The sequence below is a fragment of the Corynebacterium belfantii genome (assembly GCF_041898185.1).
In the GTDB taxonomy this organism is placed as follows: Bacteria; Actinomycetota; Actinomycetes; order Mycobacteriales; family Mycobacteriaceae; genus Corynebacterium; species Corynebacterium belfantii.
This window is the reverse complement of the sequence record NZ_CP157823.1, coordinates 2416265-2434911: the sequence shown is the minus strand read 5'-3', so window position 1 is coordinate 2434911 and position 18647 is coordinate 2416265. Positions and strand designations below refer to the sequence as shown.

Below are 18647 nucleotides of genomic sequence, written 5' to 3'. Positions count from 1 at the left end.
CACACCACCACAACCCCCCTTTTTTTGCCCACGCTAAGGGGGGGCGGGTTGGTGTTTGTCGTGTTCTCGTGTTCGTGACTACGTAAATCCATGCTCGGGGGCTTGGGTGTGGGTTTGGGGTGTTGGGGTTTTCGTGATCACGGATTCGTGGACGTGGATTCGACAACACGAGAACACGAACAGGGCCATGATCCCGCGATCCTGCACCCCTGCTAGCGGATTACTGTACCGGTGAACAAGCGGGGCCGGCCGGTGAGCGGATCAATAAACCCCAGCTCAGTACTGGTCAGGTGCATGGGTCGGGAATAGTCTTCTGCGTCTTCGTCGAGGATTGTGGGGTAGATGGTGTCGCCAAGGATGGGGACGCCGGCTGCGAGCATGTGGAGGCGGAGTTGGTGGGTCTTTCCGGTATGTGGTTTGAGGGTATAGCGGGCAAGGTCTATGTCGGTTCCGTGGAGGGCATGGAGGTGTTGTTGCGTGGGGGCGTCGATACGCTCAATGGTGGCGGCTGGGGGCCCGTGACCACCTCAACCTTGTTATCCATGGGCAGGCAATCGCCACGAAGCGTAGTAGGCACCGTGAACACCGCAGAATTTCTAGTAGCCATGGCGGCGTCTACCGGCTTTGTGATTGGTCTTTGGCCACAATTTCGCGAACAGATCTTCGCCGTCATAGCCCTGCTCATCGGTGGAGTTGTTACCAGCCCCGCGGCCGCATGGCTGATCTCACGACTAAACCCCATCACCCTGGGCGGACACATGTGCACCGCCATCGTGGCAGTCAACCTACCGAGGCCGTGGTGGGTGGCATTGCTCGCGATTGTGACCGGTGTGGGATTAACTCTGCGGGGTTGGCAGCGAGCTGGAGTAGCGCAATAGAATGTGTCTGTAGTCACAAAACGAGTGCAGGTGATCTTCGTGTAACTTTCTGTTCACCTTGATGAGAGAATATGACCAACAGGTTTTTGCTTGAATCAACAGAAAGTTGAGCACTATGACGGACAGCGTGATGCTCAGTGGCGCTCCCCTCGATCAGCGCTCCGACAAATGGTGGCACCTCACCTTTGGTGGAATGCTCGCAGTGGCGCTGATCTTCTTCATCACATGGTCCATGGGATACGTTGGCCCCGACGCCAACAAAGCCATGCTGATCACCACGATCGCCTTCGGCGTATTCATGGCTTTCAACATCGGCGGTAACGATGTGGCCAACTCCTTTGGCACCTCGGTGGGTGCGGGAACACTCAGCATGAAGCAGGCGCTGGTGATCGCAGCAATCTTCGAAGTCTCCGGCGCCGTCCTCGCGGGTGGCGAGGTTACCGACACCGTCAAATCCGGCATCGTTGACCTCGGCGCCATCGACCTCGACCCCCAACACTTCGCCTTCATCATGATGGCCTCCCTCCTTGGCGCCGCAGTATGGCTCCTCGTGGCCACCAAGATGGGCTGGCCAGTGTCCACCACGCACTCCATCGTCGGCGGTATCGTCGGTGCCTCGCTGCTCTTGGGCTTTACCCAAGGAATCGGCGGCTGGGAAATGGTGCAATGGGCAGAAATCGGCCGCATTGCCATGTCCTGGGTGCTTTCGCCACTACTCGGTGGCCTCTGCGCGTGGTTGCTCTTCGGCTTTATTAAAAAGCACATTTTGGTCTACAACGAAGAAGCAGACGAGGCGCTTCGCCAGATCAAAGCCGACCGCATTGAGTTGCACCAGTCTTTCAAAGCCTCCTTCGAGCGCCTCAACGAGATCCAGCAGTTGGCCTACACCAACGCCATGACTCGCGACGCCGCCTTGATTCAAGAACCAGACTTCGACCCAGAACAACTCGAGTCTGACTACTACCGCAATCTGTACCGCATCAATACCCGACGCGACAGCCTAAACACCCACCGTGCACTGGAAAACTGGGTGCCGCTGCTCGCCGCCGCAGGCGCCGTCCTTATCGGTGCCATGATGCTGTTCAAAGGACTTAAGAACCTCAACTTGCATATCAGCAACTTGGGCAACGTGGTCATCCTCGTGATGCTCTCCGTCGTAGTCTGGATGGCCATTTCGATCTTCTCCCGACTGCTGCGCCAACAAGAACTCACACGAGCAACCTTTGTGCTGTTTTCTTGGATGCAGGTCTTTACCGCCTCCGCCTTCGCGTTCTCCCACGGCTCGAACGACATCGCCAACGCAATCGGACCATTTTCCGCAGTGCTCGACGTCCTCCGCACCGACTCCATCAATGGCAAAGCCGCAGTGCCAACCGCACTGATGGTCACCTGCGGTATCTCACTGATCGCCGGCTTGTGGTTCATCGGCCGCTACGTGATCCACACCGTGGGCACCGGATTAACCAAGATGCACCCCGCCTCCGGCTTCGCAGCTGAACTTTCCGCCGCAGCAGTAGTCATGGGCGCATCCGTCATCGGCTTGCCGGTGTCTTCCACCCACATCTTGATCGGCGCCATCCTCGGTATCGGCGTGGTCAACAAATCCGCCAACTGGCGACTCATGAAGCCCATCGGCATGGCGTGGATTATCACCCTGCCGGCTGCAGCCGCAGTATCCGGTGCAGCAGTGCTCTTGCTCAACGCCGTGTGGGGGTAATCCAACCGGTTCGACGTCGATCGCGAGCGAACTCTTGCTCAACGCCGTGTGGGGGTAATCCAACCGGTTCGACGTCGATCGCGAGCGAACTCTTGCTCAACGCCGTGTGGGGGTAATTGCTGCGCTTGTTGCGAATAATTCACACCAAATCACGGGGGAACCACGAGTTTTTCGAGGATTTGGTGTGGATTTTACTATTCGCGGGGGAGTGTGAGGGCGTGGGGATTTTCCTAATCGTGAAAGCTTTTTGAAATCGTTGTGCAGTGATGTTTACGTCGACTCGGTAAAGCCCCTCACTCTCACTGATCGGACAATAGATGCGAAAACTGATACCTCTCACACTCGCGTGCCTCGTCACTGGCTCCCTCGTTACTGCTTGCGGTGATCCAGGACAATCCGAAGCCTCCGGAGACTCAGAACATCCCACGCGACTCGTTCTAGCAGATCGAAAAGCTGGTGATGGATTCCACCCAGCTACCGGCTATGGCCAAACCGGTGTGAGCCCCGTTTATGACGGCCTATTGCGTCCAGTACCAAACGGCCCAGAAAAAGTGCCTAACTTTGTTCCCGCATTGGCTGCCGAAATGCCAACCTCGAACGCTGATGCCACAGAGTGGACCGTTAAGCTGCGCGAAGGTGTGAAATTCACCGATGGTTCTGATTTCGATGCCGAGGATGTTAAAGCGTCTTATGCAATAGCTCGGGATTTGGAATCGGGATCAGAAGTAGTTGGTCGCTACGATGTGATCAAAGACGTGGAAGTAAAAGATCCACACACCGTGGTCTTCAAAATGACCGTGCCGCTGGCCGAGATTCTATCTCGTATGACCTATGCGATCGCCCCCTCAGAACTTTTAACAAAAGGGTCGATTACAGAGTCGAAACTGAATACGCATCCTGTAGGAACGGGCGCCTACGAGCTAGTAGAAAACCGTGGCGACGAAGTGGTCTTCAAAGCCAACGAGAACTACTTCGAAGGTGCCCCAGAGGTCAAAGAACTCGTTATCACGACCGCTGCAGACGACACCGCTCGCGCCCAGCGCGTTGCCGCAGGTGAAGTAGACGGTGCTGCGATCCCACCTAGCCAACTCAAAGCCGTGGAAGGCAAGAAGGATCTGGAAATTAATACCACGCATACTGCTGACTGGCGTGGCATCTCCTTTCCTAAGATTCCAGAAATCGCCGATCCTCGAGTCCGCAAAGCACTGAACCTCGCTGTGGATCGCCAAGCGTTTGTCGACGGACCTCTCGACGGACATGGAACAACCCTGTCAACGCTGATTTCATCAATCTACGGCGACGCACATGATCCATCGCTGGATTACAAGCAGGACATCGCTGCAGCGGAGAAGCTTCTCGACGAAGCCGGCTGGGTGAAAAATGCTAACGGTGTGCGTGAGAAAGACGGAAAGCCATTCCGAGTCGAGCTCTACTATGCCGGAAGCGACACCGTGCGACGCGACATCGCCATCGAGTTTTCATCTCAGATGAAAAAGCTGGGACTCGATTTCCCCACCACTGCAAGCACATGGGATGAAATCGAAACCAAACTTGGTGATGTTTCCGTTGTCTTAGGTGGAGGATCAGCACCTTACGACCTGACCATTATGGCCTATGAATATCTGCATACTCGTACACCCTCCACTGGAAAGTGGGCGAACCCTGGTGACTACGGATCCGAAAAGCTAAATGCGTTGCTCGACCAAGCACGCAGCGAAGTAGACATGGAAAAGCGCAACAACCTGTGGCGCAAGATTCAAGCAGAATATGTGAACAACCCTTCAGCGCTGAATCTCGTCAATGTTGATCACGTGTATGTGGGCAAGAAGAACGAATGGAAGAAACCAGAACTTCTTCTTGAGCCTCACATCCACGGTGTGACCTGGGGTCCATGGTGGCGGATCTCGGAGTGGACAAAGTAAGTGGCTGCGTTATTGCACCGCAGGGATAATCTCCACGGAGTTACCGCGATGGTGGGCTGGCGAATACTCACCATCGCGGTGACCACCGTGGTGGTTACGTTTATCATGTTCGGCCTGGCGGCACTGTCGCCGTTTGATCCCCTAGCGCACTATCTCGGTTCGAGCTATGGCGACTACACCGAGGCTGAACGAGCAAAAATTGCGGCAGCCCTCGGAGTGGACGTTCCGTGGTACCACCAGTGGTTGCGCTGGTGGACAGACGTGTTGACCGGTGATCTTGGCTGGTCGCGGGTGTACAACAAACCAGTGGCAGCGGTAGTTGCCGAACGACTCCCTTGGACGATCCTGCTATCAGCTACTGGGTTGCTCCTCATGCTAGTAATTGCGACGATCCTCGGAGTATGGTCGGCGCGCCGACCTGGGGGCGTCTTCGATAAGGCGGTGAATGCCCTAGGCGTGTTCATCGCGGCAACCCCCTCCTATGTGTACGCACTCGGTACAGTCTTGCTGTTTGCGGTTTTTCTCCACGCCATCCCCGTCGGTGGTGCAAGCCCCGTCGGATACGCACCTCGGCTGGGAACCGTCGGCCCCTACCTCATAGCGCCCGCCATAGTGCTAGCCATATCGCAGCTATCGTGGCCGCTGCTCACAATGCAACAAGCCACCGTAGAAGCCACCCGTTCACCAGCTGTAGCAAATGCTCGCCTGCGAGGCATTAAAGAAAGAATTGTTCTGCTAAAGCATGTTCTTCCCATGTCTATGATGCCGTTGGTAACGCTATTGGGTGCCCGCCTAGGCGAACTCGTGGTCGGTGCGGTGATCGTCGAAACGGTCTTTTCGTGGCCGGGGCTTGCTCAAGCAACCGTGGAATCCGCTATCGCAGTAGATTTTCCACTCTTAGCTTTTATTACCGTTGCCACCACAGTTGTTGTCATGCTGGGATCTCTTGCAAGCGACCTGTCCTATATGTTGATCGATCCGAGGGTAAGCGATGTTTAACGCTCAGTACATGTCGTGGGCAAAACAACACACAGTAAGCCTGGCAGTCTTCTTGCTCGTGCTGCTGTATGCACTGATTGTGCCCCTAGCAATGGATGCCGGCACCCCTAGCTTTAACAATGCACTACAACCACCAAGTGCCAAGCATATTTTTGGCACCGACCACTTCGGATTCGATCTATTCGTACGCAGCGCTGAAAGCTTAAGAGTCTCTCTCATGGTGGGCGCGTTCTCAGCCCTGTTCGCCACCGCACTAGGCGTTGTGGTTGGCTTGATAGCCGCCACCACAGGAGGGCGCATTGACCGCATCATCATGCGCATCAACGATGCGGTGAATTCCATCCCACACCTCATCTTGTCCGTAGTCATCGTTGCATTGTTTCGAGGCTCGTTACTGGCCATCGTCATATCCATCGCGTTAACGCACTGGTCGCCCGTTGCTCGTATCGTGCGCTCATCAGTACTGGCCGTGCGCACATCCGGCTACGTAGAAGCCTCCTACGCTGCCGGAGCATCCTCTGGATGGGTGCTGCGTAAACATCTTGCACCTGCGGCTTTGGGCCAAGCAGTAGTTGCCATGGTGATGCTCATGCCACACGCGGTATGGCATGAATCCGCATTGTCATTTTTAGGGCTGGGCATCCAAGCCGATGAACCATCACTCGGCACACTGATGGACCTCGCCCGCGAAGACATCATCCGAGGAGCATGGTGGGCGCTTCTCTTTCCTGCCGCAGTGCTGCTAGCCACCACTTTGTCAGGGGTATCCCTTGCCCGAAAACGCCTCGCGCGCGCCACAACCGCACCGGAGCCCGCCCGAGTGACACCCACCGTCGGCGACACCATTGCGCTTACCGGGGTGAACATCTCCGTCGACTCCGCACGCATAGTGCAGGAAGCATCGCTCACCCTCATGCAAGGGCAAGTAACAGGACTCATCGGTGCCTCCGGGTCAGGCAAAACCACCCTAGGGCGATCCATTGTCGGAATCGCACCGGAAGGGGCGTCGATAAGCGGACATGTTGAGCTCAACGGGCAGCGCCACGACTGGGACGCGGCCACGCTCGGGGCGCTACGCGGAAATGTCGTAGGATTCGTGCCGCAATCAGCCGCCCAATCCTTTACCCCCGTGCGACGCATCAGTGCGCAGATCCAAGAAGTCATCGACCAACACCACAGCCCTGTCACCGTAGCCGACCTGCTCAGACGCGTACACCTCAACGCCGACGTCGCGGACATGTTCCCGCACCAACTCTCCGGTGGCATGGCACAACGCGCAGCAATCGCAGCGGCTCTCGCCGGCAACCCCCGCTTTATCATCGCCGACGAACCCACCAGCGCACTCGACCCCGAACTCACCCGTGACATCCTCGCGCTGCTACGCTCGCTTGCCGACGATCTCGGCGTGGGTGTTCTCATTATCAGCCACGACATCGAAGACCTCCGCGAACTGCGCCTATGCGACAGCATCGCAGTCATGAACGACGGCGAAATCGTCGCCACAGGCAACCACGACGACATCCTGATCCACCCACAGCACCCCTTCTGCATCGCACTACTCGCAGCCCTACCCAGCGGCGGACTGCACCTAGAAAAGGAGGCCGAAAATGCTACGCGCTAACAACGTGACCATGCGATTCGGCACCACCACAGTGCTCGACAACATCACGCTAGAACTACCGCGACACCACTTCCTCGGGCTCATCGGACCCTCAGGATCCGGAAAAACCACCCTCGCAGGGCTTCTCAGCGGACGACTCGCACCCACATCAGGTACCGTGACTATTGATAATGAGCCAGTCCCACACAACCGCACGCACCGACGCACCGATATTGTCAGTATCAGCCAACAGCCACGCGACGCCTGCAACCCCAACTGGACGCTACGCACCATCATCGGGGAACCACTCGTCATCGCCGGCGAACTTTCAATAGAACAGATCGCGCGTCGGGTAGAAGAGTGCGCCGCACGTGCCCTGTTAAGCCCCAGCCTGTTGGATCGCTTGCCTAGTCATGTCAGTGATGGCCAGCTGCAGCGCGCTTGCATTGCACGCGCACTCGTTATCGACCCAGCATTTCTCATTTGCGACGAGCCCACATCAATGCTGGATCCGCTGGCTACCGCAGCTGTTGTGGATTTGTTGCGCAGAATTGCCTACGAGGGTGCCGGAGTTCTGTTTATCTCCCACGACCACCGATTGCTGCGAGCATGCACTGATGAAGTGGCACAAATAGGGGGAGAAAAATAAAAATCCACACCAAATCCTCGAAAACTCGCGGTTTCTTGAGGATTTGGTGTGGATTTTGCTATCCGCGGGGGTAACGGGGACGATCCCGCGGTAGCGGGAGTGGGCTAGGCGTTCGTTGGATCTTCCTGTTTGCGCACGATCACGTTGGGTTTGCGCAAGCTCAGCTTGCTGAGCTGCTCTTTGACCGAACCCCATGGTTGGTCGGAACTGGAGTCCTCGCCGGTAGCCAAGACCATGTCATCGATGGTGATTTCGCCAGCTCGAAGCGCCACCAACTCGGAGTGGTAGCGCACGAGAACAGCCAAAGTAGCAGCGACTGGCACTGCCAAGAAAGCTCCGATCACGCCGAAGAGGGTAGAGCCCACCGTGATCGATAGCAGTACCACAGCGGCGTGCAAGTTCATGGCCCTGGACTGCAAGACTGGTTGCAGGATGTGGCCTTCGATTTGCTGGACTGCGATGATGAGGACCAGCACCATAAGGGCGTTAGACATGCCGTTGCTGACCAAAGCGATGACCACGGCGAGAGCACCAGCGGTGAAAGCACCGACGATGGGGATGAAGCCACCGAAGAAGGTGAGGACTGCCAAAACGAGGGCCAGCGGCACCTTGAGGATCAGCAGGCCTACGCCGATCAGCACCGCGTCGACAAGCGAAACGATCGCCTGGGTGCGGATGAATCCCGCCAACGTATTCCAAATGCGGGTCAAAACCTCAGTGAGGTGCCAGCCCACATTGGGCCCCGTGATGCGGCGAACCATGGGGAGGAAGCGGGTGCCGTCCTTGAGGAAGAAGAAGGACAGAATCAGCATCAAAACCAAGGTGACCAAGATGGTGGAGGCTGTAGAAAGTCCCGTGAATACACCGTTGGCGATGTTGCTGGATTGCTCCTTGAGAGTGTTCGTAATGTTGCTCAAGTAGCCGTCGATCTGCGAGGTGTCAATATCGAAGGTACTGTTTTCAGCCCAGTCCAGCAGGCGGCTAACACCATCAGCTGCGCGGTCGACAAGGTCTTTCGATTGTGCGCCGACACTCGGGGCCATAGCGGCGAAAATGCCTCCGATGATGCCAAAGAAGCCCAAAATGACGATTACTACGGCAAGAGCTGGTGGTACCTTTTTGGAGCGCAGCCAGCGCACAGGAGGCCACAACACCGTAGACAGTAAAATTGCCAAAATAACTGGTAGAACACCATGCCAGACTGTACCAAGACCACGCCACGCCATAATGCTGGCGATAGCGACGATGATAAAACGAAGCGCCCAGCCAGCTGCCCAACGCGCATCCATGCCGATAATTACGGCACGGTCACGGTGACCGTAGGCCGTAGCTTCTGTTATATGCGCCGAGGGGGTTATATCGGCGCTCTCCACTGCTTCAGTCAACGCCGAGGGGAGATCTTTCTTATTATGGTCGCGGGATATCATAGCTTTCATGGTGCCACAGCTTGGCACAGAGAGCGGAACCGAAGTACTACAGTTCTGCGAGGATAGTGCCAATATTGGGGGCGGTGGCAGTGCGCTCGAGGGTGGACACTAACTCGTGCATGGTGTTGGTAGCTTGCTTCGAACGTTCAAGTTCGTTGGAAATTGCAGCTGTTAGCGCATCATTGTTCAGGCTTTGTGCTTCGCGGATGGCTTCGGTGAGCAGTCCGCGTGGGCTTTCCATGAGCGAGGTGACCGTGCGGATACAGCTGATGGTGCTGCGTAGCAGCTGGGAGCGGTGGAAGGAGCCGCGGTCGATGGCTTCCAAGGAATCCCGCATGGTGGCTTTGAGCAGGGCCACTTTGTGTTCGGTGTTCGCGGTGGCGGAGGTGCCGTCGATAAGCTCGGCGATGAAGGTGGCCAGCATGGCGGTGTGCAGGCGTGACACGGAGATCTGGAAGCGTTCGCGCAGGGTGTCGTTCGCGAGGGTGGTGATGAGTTCGGCGAGTTCGACGACATAACTATCGACGATATTTTGCATGCCCTTCCATACGTTGAGCTGGAACTGGACTATCTGCAAAGTTTCGCTGGCGCTGTAGGCATCGATAGTATCGCCAAGCGATGAGGTTTGGCCAAGCGAATCCACGAGCTCTTCGCGTGCCTCGCCAAGCTCTTGAGCTGTGGTGAGTAACTCGTCGAGCCGCAACATCCACTCGTCGAGATGATTGTGAACATCATGTGCCTGAGCCAACTCTATGCCCATCTCGCCAGCGACCTCGCGCTTGGGGAGGCCCGTACTCATGTTTTCGCGGCAGAATACCTCCCAAGGCAACATTGCATGGGCATAAGCGTCGAAGTCGTCAAAGCCAGATTCTCGCAGCTTATCGCCAATTAAGCGCGCTCCATTCTCGGCTGCTTCGCGGGTAGACAGGCCATCTTTGCGTAGTTGGGCCTCGTAGTCGCCGACTTCTGCGTAAATAGTCATAGCAAGAGCGCGATGGTCGTCATGGCAGGGGCGCTGACGAACCGACAGGAAGCCGTGAGTACCAGGGATGGGTGTGACCGTGGCAAACACATCATATGTTTCTCCGCTTTGGGCAAGATTGCGTACATAGCTGGCAAAGGTTTCGCCTCGCTGGAGTTTGTCCCACATGATCTTAAAAACACCACTAGGCATAAACGGGTGGCGAATGATGTTGTGTGCCGCGTTGTGCAGTTCTTCTTCGGTGTATTGGGAAAGTTCAACGAACGTATTGTTGGTTTCTTGAATGCGTCCTTGGTCATCAGTGGTGGAGAAGAATAATTGGTCAACTCCTACATCTTTAAACTGGCCATTTGGTGTTACGCGTTCCATGCTCCCGCTTTCATGATCGATCTTGTAGGGGTTGGCCCCGTATGTATCACGATGTCAAGTGAATACAATAGTTGTTCTCACGGCATTCTCAGCTTTGTGGGGTAGCTGAGTGGGGGATTCGGTTGCAGGGTGAGTTACGGAAGTCGTTGTGCACGCGGCGTAGTGATGTCGGGACCTTTGCTTGTTTTTGTGTCAGCGATGTTGTGTTGGTCGCGTTCTGGCCAGCGGTTTTAGAATTTTTTGAAAAAAGTTGAGTCTGATGGGAACAACTTTGGTGGTCTGTGAGTTACTACTAGTGTCAGGTTGAGTGACACTGGCTCAAGGTTTCTGGTAGCCTTCAATGCAGAAGCTTCAGAAGTTGAGCGTAGGACAATCAACTTTCAACTTTTTGCTTTACTAGCTAACAACAAACCAGGAGGAAAAACATGGGACGCGCAGTAGGAATTGACCTCGGTACCACTAACTCGGTGGTTTCCGTTCTCGAAGGTGGAGAACCACAGGTTATCGCTAACTCTGAGGGCTCCCGCACCACCCCATCGGTTGTCGCTTTTGCTAAAAACGGTGAGGTTCTTGTCGGCCAGTCCGCTAAGAACCAGGCTGTTACCAACGTTGATCGCACCATTCGCTCCGTTAAGCGCCACGTAGGTACTGACTGGACCATTGCTATCGACGACAAGAAGTACACCTCTCAGGAGATTTCCGCTCGTACCTTAATGAAGCTGAAGCGCGACGCTGAAGCTTACCTAGGCGAGGACGTCACCGACGCAGTGATTACTGTTCCTGCTTACTTCTCTGACGCACAGCGCCAGGCCACCAAGGAAGCTGGCCAGATTGCTGGTTTAAATGTTCTGCGTATTGTGAACGAGCCAACCGCAGCTGCTTTGGCTTATGGCCTTGAAAAGGGCGAGAAAGAGCAGACCATCTTGGTCTTCGACTTGGGTGGCGGTACTTTTGACGTCTCCTTGCTGGAGATCGGCGATGGCGTTGTTGAGGTTCGTGCAACCGCTGGCGATAACGAGCTCGGTGGCGACGACTGGGACCAGCGCATTGTTGATTGGTTGGTTGAGAAGTTCAAGACCGCTCAGGGCGTTGATCTCTCCAAGGACAAGATGGCTATGCAGCGTCTGCGCGAGGCTGCTGAGAAGGCAAAGATTGAGCTTTCTTCCTCCCAGTCTGCAAACGTCAACCTGCCATACATCACCGTTGATGCTGATAAGAACCCACTGTTCTTGGATGAGACGCTTTCTCGCACCGAGTTCCAGCGCATTACCCAGGATCTGCTCGACCGCACCAAGACCCCATTCAACCAGGTGATCAAGGACGCCGGTGTGACCGTCTCTGAGATCGACCACGTGGTTCTCGTTGGTGGTTCGACCCGTATGCCTGCTGTTTCTGAGTTGGTCAAGGAGCTGACCGGTGGCCGCGAGCCTAACAAGGGCGTTAACCCTGATGAGGTTGTTGCTGTCGGTGCTGCTTTGCAGGCTGGCGTGCTGCGCGGCGAGGTCAAGGACGTTTTGCTTCTCGACGTCACCCCACTGTCTCTTGGCATCGAAACCAAGGGTGGCGTGATGACCAAGCTCATCGAGCGCAATACCACGATCCCAACCAAGCGTTCCGAGACGTTCACCACTGCGGATGACAACCAGCCTTCCGTTCAGATCCAGGTCTTCCAGGGAGAGCGCGAGATCGCTGCACACAACAAGCTGCTCGGTTCCTTCGAGTTGGGTGGCATTGCTCCAGCACCTCGTGGCGTTCCTCAGATTGAGGTCACCTTCGACATCGACGCAAACGGCATTGTGCACGTGACCGCGAAGGACAAGGGCACCGGCAAGGAAAACACCATCAAGATTCAGGATGGTTCCGGTTTGTCTCAGGAAGAGATCGATCGCATGGTCAAGGACGCTGAGGCTCACGCTGAAGAGGATAAGAAGCGCCGCGAGGAGCAGGAGACTCGTAACTCCGCTGAGTCCATGGCATACCAGACTCGTAAGTTCCTAGACGAGAACGGCGAGAAGGTTTCTGAGGAGATCAAGACCAAGGTCACCGAGGCTGCCGACGCTGTTGACGAGGCCCTTAAGGGTGAGGATATCGAGGCTATTAAGACCGCCGTCGAGAAGCTTTCCACCGAGTCTCAGGAGATGGGCAAGGCTATCTACGAGGCTGAGGCTGCTAACGCTGGCGCTGCTGATGCCACCAACGTTGATCCTAACGTCGTCGACGCTGAGGTCGTTGAGGACGATGACAAGGACGGAAACAAGTAATGAGCACTACCGACAACACTAACGGCGACGACCGCCGCCCAGGCCAACCGGAATGGGATGACGAGGAGAACAACTTCGAGCATCTTGATGCCACCGAAGTCCCCGCCGAGGAGGAAGCTTTGGTGGAGTCGGCTGGTCTTGATGCTGATACCCTCGCGGATCTCGAAGATGCCTTCGATGGCGTCGACACCTCCACCGAGGACCCAGGTGCTATCGTCGGCGAAACCTCGACTCTTGAGTCGGAACTAGCCGAGCGCACCGAGGATCTGCAGCGCCTTAGTGCCGAATACGCTAACTATCGACGCCGCACCGACCGCGAACGCAAGGTCGGCGTCGAAGCTGCGAAGGCAAAAGTTCTCAGCGAGCTGCTGCCGATCTTGGACGACCTTGAGCTTGCTCAAAAACACGGTGACCTCGACGAAGGACCCTTGAAAGCTTTCCGCGACAAGTTCGTGGGCGTTGTTGAAGGCTTGGGGGTATCCGCATTCGGCGCCGAGGGTGACGAGTTTGATGCCGAGCGCCATGAGGCAGTCCAGGATCTCTCCTCGGGAGATCACAAGGTGCTGGGAACCGTCCTGCGCCGTGGCTATCAGATGAACGATCGTTTGCTGCGAACCGCAATGGTGATCATTGCCGATCCAGCAGAAGACGCTCAATAGTCACTGAGTCGCACTGAGATGAATGCGGGATCCAGCAGCCCACAGTGGTGGGGAGCTGGGTTCCGCATTTTCAACTAAATACGGAAAACAAGAAAGGAGGAGAAGACCTATGGCAGCGAAAAACGAGTGGGCTGAGAAAGACTACTATGCCGACCTAGGAGTCTCCTCGTCCGCAACTGAAGCGGAAATTAAAAAGGCATATCGCAAGCTGGCGCGAGAAAACCACCCCGATTCTCACCCAGGGGATGCTGCAGCCGAAGAGCGTTTTAAAAAGGTCGCTGAGGCCTATGACGTCGTGGGCGATGAGACGAAGCGGAAAGAGTATGACGAGTTCCGCTCCATGATCGCTTCTGGCGGGTTCGGAGGCGCCGGATTCCCCGGCGGGTTTCGGACGCAAGAAGGCTTCGACTTCGACCTCGGAGACATCTTTGGATCTGGAGCGGATCGAGGCCACGCTCCGCAAGGTGGTTTTGGGGATATCTTCGGTGGCATTTTCAACCGCGGCGGTGGTGCTCGCAACGCAGGTCGGCCGACGCGGGGGTCCGACGTCGAAACGGAAATAACCCTCGAATTTCGTGAAGCGGCCAAGGGCACCACGATTCCCTTGCAACTTACTGGCGACGCCCCCTGCCACACCTGCCACGGCTCCGGTTCGCGTTCCGGTGCACCCACCACGTGCACCAAGTGCAATGGAACGGGCTTTACCTCGGAAAACAAGGGTGCCTTTGGATTCTCTGCACCGTGTACGCAGTGCGGCGGCACCGGCAAGATGATCTCTGATCCGTGCCCTGATTGCTCGGGTACTGGAACGCAGCGTCGTACTCGCTCGATTACTGTGCGCATCCCTGCTGGTGTGGTCGATGGCCAAAAGGTGCGCCTCGCTGGCCAAGGTGAGGCCGGTCCTAATGGGCTGCCGGCTGGTGATCTGTATGTCACGGTGCATGTGAAAAACGACCGAGTGTTTACCCGTTCGGGCGATGACCTCGAGGTGACGGTTCCGGTGTCCTATGCGGAGTTGGCGTTGGGCGATACCATTTCGGTGCCTACACTCGACCTTCCGGTTCGAGTTCGTATTCCTTCCGGCACACCTAATGGTCGTGTGCTGAGGGTGCGTGGTAAGGGCGTGCCTAAGCGCGGTGGTTCTGCGGGAGATCTGCTGGTCAAGGTGGAAGTTGCGGTGCCGTCGAGTTTGGATGCGGCGTCGGCAAGCGCGCTGCGAGCCTATGTTCAAGCCGAGCGGGATGCGGGCTTTGATCCGCGTGCCGGCTGGGCAGGGAAATAACGCGAGAAGGAGGTGAGCTTTATGACCCAAGAGTTTTCTGGCGACGTTTTTGTTATCTCCGTTGCTGCGGAGCTTGCGGGAATGCACGCTCAAACCTTGCGCACCTATGACCGGCTCGGCCTTGTTACACCGCAGCGTACTCGCGGTGGTGGACGTAGGTACTCGCGTGACGACGTTGAACTCCTGCGCACTGTTCAACACCTCAGCCAGGTAGAAGGTGTGAACTTGGCAGGTATTAAGTCGATCATCGAGCTGAAAAGGGAGAATGCGCAGCTGCGCAAGGAACTTGCTGCGGCACGGGCCGAGGCTGAGGAACTCAAAACCCGTGGGGTGCGTCCTCGCGGTGAGATCGTTCACGTGCCTCGCTCAACGGCAGTGGTGATGTGGGAACCGCGTCGCGGTTCGCGGCACCACAACTAGCCTGAAGTAGCACGTATGCCGGAAAGATCACAACGATCTTTCCGGCATACGTGCTATCTATATGTTGCTTAGCGGCGGGCTAGGAAGCTTAACACGAGTGTGACAATGCCTGCGACAACGCCCAAGATGGTGGACCAAAATGATGGGGAACACAGCAGGGAACCGGATGAGGAGCCGCTGTTAGCTGGGGTGTCTTCTGATTCGGTGGTCTGTTCCTCGTTATGAGGTGCCGGTTTGATCTTGCGGTTGGGAAGCGTAGGCAGATCAGCGGCAATCTCGAAGGAGGTTTCTGGAATGCTGACGAGGTCTTTGAACTCAGTGGAGTATTTGTACACGCCCATTTGGAACATGTAACGACCAAGTCCAAGGTCCTTCGGGATCTGATATTGGGCGGTTACGGTCTGAGGGGCATCACCAAAGACAGTGTAGGTGGATGTGGTGTGGAAGCCGCGGTATTGGTCGTTTGGCATGGTGGCTTCTTTGTCCCAGTGTGGATCATAGTACGTGGAGTTTGGGGGGTTGAAGCCGGTTCCGGTGGTGGTCAGCACGGACTTGAAGTTGCGGGAGTCACTGTCCTCCACATAGGTCACGCCTGATGGTGGGTTAATGCCTAGCTCGTACACCTAGACGGAGGCGCTGCTTGGCGTCATGGTGGTGGTGACGGTGACGGTTTCACCTGGGGTGACCTTCAGGGGCTCGTCGATAGAGGTAGCTTGGCCGTTGATGGTGCCGTGTAGGTATCCTCGTCGCCTTCTTTGAGTGTGGGGGCTAGCATGCCGACAGCTACCCTTGCGGTCCCATCGGGGAGTGGGTTGTAGCCTTCGCTATCGGTGTAGCGTGCGGTAATAGTCGCGGAGCCAGCTGCACCCAACGTGATCTTGGTGGCAGTGGTGCCGGTAGCAGTGACGGTAACCGGCTCGCCCACAGGTGTGTTATCCAGATAAAATTATACGTTTCCTGTAGTGGTGTTGAGTGCGGTGGCGGTGACGTCGATAGTGCTTTGTGGTGTTGCCTCGGTGGGGGCGGTTACTTTGATGCCTTCTTGTGGGGTGGCCTTGATGGTTGCGTATGGCTTTGCGTTGGTGGTTGCGCAGGAGGCTTTTGCCGTGACAGGGATGATTCCAGTCTGGACGTCGATGTCTGTTACAAGCACTGTGCTGTCAGGTGCGAAGGTGATGTCGCCTTCGGAGATGGCTTTGAGGCGAACCGTGATTGGCTCGGCGGTGATGTCGAGGCGTTTCCGTTGAGCTTGTTTTTTATGCTGAGTACGCCGTTAGTAAGGCTCACGCCAGGCTGGGTGCCGTCGAGTTGAACGTTGTTGCCTACCTTGATGCGAATCGTGCTGGTCTTGAGGGATGCACCAGAGATTTTAGATAACTGTTCGCTTTGCACCGAGATGTTGTTTAACTGCACGCTGGCCTCGAATCCGACTCCGGCTTGGACGGTTTCGGGGACGTCGATATGCGCGTCAAAGGTGGAACTGCGGGTGGTTGTTCCGACTATTGGTGCGGTGATCGAGCAGTCCACGCCTGTGGAGATGGTGTCGGCGGCGAGGGCATGAGGGACGGTGCTGAGGCTGGCGAGGGCGACTGCGGTGGCGGTTGCCCAGTGATGAAACGACGGTTGGCAGAAATCACGATGGCGCGGTGCTCCTGATAGCTGGAGATGGAATTAGTTGTACATTACGCTCCAAACGTAAATCAGATTTGACGCCAAAAGTAAGAATAGGGGGTGTCGGTGGGGGAGTCTGCCCCTGCAGTCGAAAAATTAACAAAATTTACAGTTCTTGGCTTTTGGGTGCACCTATAGGTGTGCAAACTGTATTGCATGGTTGGCAGCGTGATTTTACCCGCAGACGAAAACGCGGACCTCTGTACAATGGCATCTTAATATGTTGTACATCACGTAAAGACCTAAGGAGTGACCCAAATGACTGTTTATGCATATCCAGGAACGCCAGGTGCCGTAGCCAACTACAAGAAGTGCTATGACAATTACATCGGCGGCCAATGGGTCCCACCAGTAGGTGGCGAGTATCTCGACAACATCACCCCAGTAACCGGTGAAGTGTTCTGCCAAGTGGCACGAGGAACTGCTGCCGACGTGGAAAAGGCCCTGGATGCAGCTCACGCTGCCGCGAAAGCATGGGGTCATAGCTCGCCTGCTGAGCGCGCACTCATCCTGCACCGCATTGCGGATCGCATGGAAGAGCATCTTGAAGAAATCGCTGTCGCTGAAACATGGGACAACGGCAAGGCTGTGCGTGAGACGCTCGCCGCCGACATTCCACTGGCCATCGACCACTTCCGCTACTTTGCTGGTGCCATCCGCGCCCAAGAATCCCGAACCTCTCAAATCGACCACAATACGGTGGCCTACCACTTCCATGAGCCCATCGGTGTTGTGGGTCAGATCATTCCGTGGAACTTCCCACTGCTCATGGCCGCATGGAAGATCGCCCCAGCTCTCGCCGCAGGCAACACGATTGTGTTGAAGCCTGCGGAGCAAACCCCTGCGTCCATCCTGTTCTGGATCGACATCGTGGGTGACTTGCTTCCTGATGGCGTGCTCAACATCGTCAACGGTCTGGGTGAGGAAGCTGGTGTGGCACTATCCTCCTCCAACCGCATTGGCAAGATTGCCTTTACCGGATCTACGCAGGTGGGCAAGCTTATTAACCGTGCCGCTGCCGACAAGATCATCCCCGTCACCTTGGAGCTAGGCGGTAAGTCGCCGTCGATCTTCTTTGCGGACATCATGGATTACGACGATCCCTTCCGTGAGAAGTGTATTGAGGGCCTTGCCATGTTTGCACTGAATCAAGGAGAGGTATGTACCTGCCCATCGCGTGCGCTGGTACATGAGTCCATTGCGGATGAATTCCTCGAGTTGGGTGTTCGGCGTGTGAAGAACATCAAGCTGGGTAATCCGCTCGATACCGAAACCATGATGGGTGCCCAGGCTTCCATGGAGCAAATGGATAAGATCAGTGGCTACCTCGATATTGGCCCGAAGGAGGGCGCTGAGGTGCTCACCGGTGGACATGTGAACAAAATCGATGGTTTGGAAAATGGCTACTATATCGAGCCCACGGTGTTCAAGGGCACGAATGACATGACCATTTTCCGTGAGGAGATCTTCGGTCCAGTGCTTTCGGTTGCTACCTTCAAGGATTTTGATGAGGCAATCCGCATTGCTAATGACACCAACTATGGCCTCGGCGCTGGTGTGTGGACTCGTCATCAGAACACAGCGTATCGTGCTGGACGTGCCATCCAGGCTGGTCGTGTGTGGGTGAATCAATACCACAATTACCCAGCGCACGCAGCATTCGGAGGCTATAAGGAGTCCGGAATTGGACGTGAGAATCACCTCATGATGTTGGATCACTATCAGCAGACAAAGAACCTTCTTGTCTCGTATGATGAGAATCCAACCGGCTTATTTTAAAGGTAATCCATAGCTAAGTGGGGCCCGTCATT

At 56.0% G+C, this 18647-nt stretch carries 15 protein-coding genes and 2 pseudogenes; 11 read left to right on the top strand and 6 right to left on the bottom strand.

All coding sequences use genetic code 11. The features are described 5' to 3' along the window. Positions 1-212: 212 nt before the first annotated feature. Positions 213-506: pseudogene (locus ABMV07_RS12170) on the bottom strand (23S rRNA pseudouridylate synthase); the annotation flags it as partial. Here ABMV07_RS12170 and ABMV07_RS12165 point away from each other — a divergent pair. The 6 genes from ABMV07_RS12165 to ABMV07_RS12140 all read left to right on the top strand — a co-directional run bounded on the left by ABMV07_RS12165 (position 411) and on the right by ABMV07_RS12140 (position 7765). Then, the gene (locus ABMV07_RS12165) at positions 411-878 is read left to right on the top strand and encodes a TSUP family transporter (protein WP_374065030.1); all 468 of its coding nucleotides are present in this window, start codon (positions 411-413) and stop codon (positions 876-878) included. The pseudogene ABMV07_RS12170 and the gene ABMV07_RS12165 overlap by 96 nt on opposite strands. A gap of 115 nt (positions 879-993) precedes the next feature. Beyond that, positions 994-2595 carry an inorganic phosphate transporter gene (locus tag ABMV07_RS12160; protein WP_088267164.1) on the top strand — a complete coding sequence of 534 codons (1602 nt, stop codon included), beginning with the start codon at positions 994-996 and terminating at the stop codon, positions 2593-2595. Between the two features lie 317 nt (positions 2596-2912). Next, positions 2913-4517 carry an ABC transporter substrate-binding protein gene (locus tag ABMV07_RS12155; RefSeq protein WP_088267165.1) on the top strand — a complete coding sequence of 535 codons (1605 nt, stop codon included), beginning with the start codon at positions 2913-2915 and terminating at the stop codon, positions 4515-4517. Positions 4518-4565: 48 nt separating this feature from the next. Next, positions 4566-5516, top strand: coding sequence for an ABC transporter permease (locus ABMV07_RS12150; RefSeq protein ID WP_088267166.1), 951 nt, complete (start codon positions 4566-4568; stop codon positions 5514-5516). Next, entirely contained in the window at positions 5509-7137 is a 1629-nt protein-coding gene (locus ABMV07_RS12145) for an ABC transporter permease subunit (protein ID WP_374064645.1), read from the top strand. Before ABMV07_RS12150 ends, ABMV07_RS12145 begins: the two co-directional genes overlap by 8 nt. Next, positions 7124-7765 carry an ABC transporter ATP-binding protein gene (locus ABMV07_RS12140; RefSeq protein ID WP_374064644.1) on the top strand — a complete coding sequence of 214 codons (642 nt, stop codon included), beginning with the start codon at positions 7124-7126 and terminating at the stop codon, positions 7763-7765. The genes ABMV07_RS12145 and ABMV07_RS12140 overlap by 14 nt, the downstream gene beginning before the upstream one ends. A gap of 104 nt (positions 7766-7869) precedes the next feature. Here ABMV07_RS12140 and ABMV07_RS12135 read toward each other — a convergent pair whose 3' ends face one another. Further along, the gene (locus tag ABMV07_RS12135; RefSeq protein ID WP_196981146.1) at positions 7870-9192 is read right to left on the bottom strand and encodes an AI-2E family transporter; all 1323 of its coding nucleotides are present in this window, start codon (positions 9190-9192) and stop codon (positions 7870-7872) included. 46 nt (positions 9193-9238) lie between these two features. Further along, a complete protein-coding gene (locus ABMV07_RS12130; RefSeq protein WP_197692008.1) occupies positions 9239-10543 on the bottom strand; it encodes a PAS domain-containing protein in 1305 nt (434 codons plus the stop codon). A gap of 425 nt (positions 10544-10968) precedes the next feature. Here ABMV07_RS12130 and dnaK point away from each other — a divergent pair, with 425 nt between their 5' ends. From dnaK to ABMV07_RS12110, 4 genes are all read left to right on the top strand, one after another. Further along, positions 10969-12804, top strand: a complete 1836-nt coding sequence (gene dnaK, locus ABMV07_RS12125; protein ID WP_010935591.1) for a molecular chaperone DnaK — start codon at positions 10969-10971, stop codon at positions 12802-12804. Further along, the gene (gene grpE / locus ABMV07_RS12120; protein WP_088267169.1) at positions 12804-13463 is read left to right on the top strand and encodes a nucleotide exchange factor GrpE; all 660 of its coding nucleotides are present in this window, start codon (positions 12804-12806) and stop codon (positions 13461-13463) included. The genes dnaK and grpE overlap by 1 nt, the downstream gene beginning before the upstream one ends. Before the next feature lie 109 nt (positions 13464-13572). After that, entirely contained in the window at positions 13573-14745 is a 1173-nt protein-coding gene (gene dnaJ, locus ABMV07_RS12115; RefSeq protein WP_088267170.1) for a molecular chaperone DnaJ, read from the top strand. Between the two features lie 21 nt (positions 14746-14766). Further along, positions 14767-15165, top strand: a complete 399-nt coding sequence (locus tag ABMV07_RS12110) for a heat shock protein transcriptional repressor HspR (protein ID WP_196977372.1) — start codon at positions 14767-14769, stop codon at positions 15163-15165. Positions 15166-15233: 68 nt separating this feature from the next. Here the strand turns inward: ABMV07_RS12110 and ABMV07_RS12105 are convergent, their stop codons facing one another. The 3 genes and pseudogenes from ABMV07_RS12105 to ABMV07_RS12095 all read right to left on the bottom strand — a co-directional run bounded on the left by ABMV07_RS12105 (position 15234) and on the right by ABMV07_RS12095 (position 16692). Then, positions 15234-15788 (bottom strand): hypothetical protein, encoded by a 555-nt coding sequence (locus ABMV07_RS12105; protein WP_374064642.1) that lies wholly within the window; start codon positions 15786-15788, stop codon positions 15234-15236. 65 nt (positions 15789-15853) lie between these two features. Further along, positions 15854-16090 carry a hypothetical protein gene (locus tag ABMV07_RS12100; RefSeq protein WP_229254941.1) on the bottom strand — a complete coding sequence of 79 codons (237 nt, stop codon included), beginning with the start codon at positions 16088-16090 and terminating at the stop codon, positions 15854-15856. A gap of 21 nt (positions 16091-16111) precedes the next feature. After that, positions 16112-16692, bottom strand: a pseudogene (locus ABMV07_RS12095) (hypothetical protein). A gap of 402 nt (positions 16693-17094) precedes the next feature. Between ABMV07_RS12095 and ABMV07_RS12090 the strand changes: the two are divergent. Further along, positions 17095-18615, top strand: coding sequence for an aldehyde dehydrogenase family protein (locus ABMV07_RS12090; RefSeq protein WP_088267172.1), 1521 nt, complete (start codon positions 17095-17097; stop codon positions 18613-18615). The last annotated feature ends 32 nt before the right edge of the window (positions 18616-18647 follow it).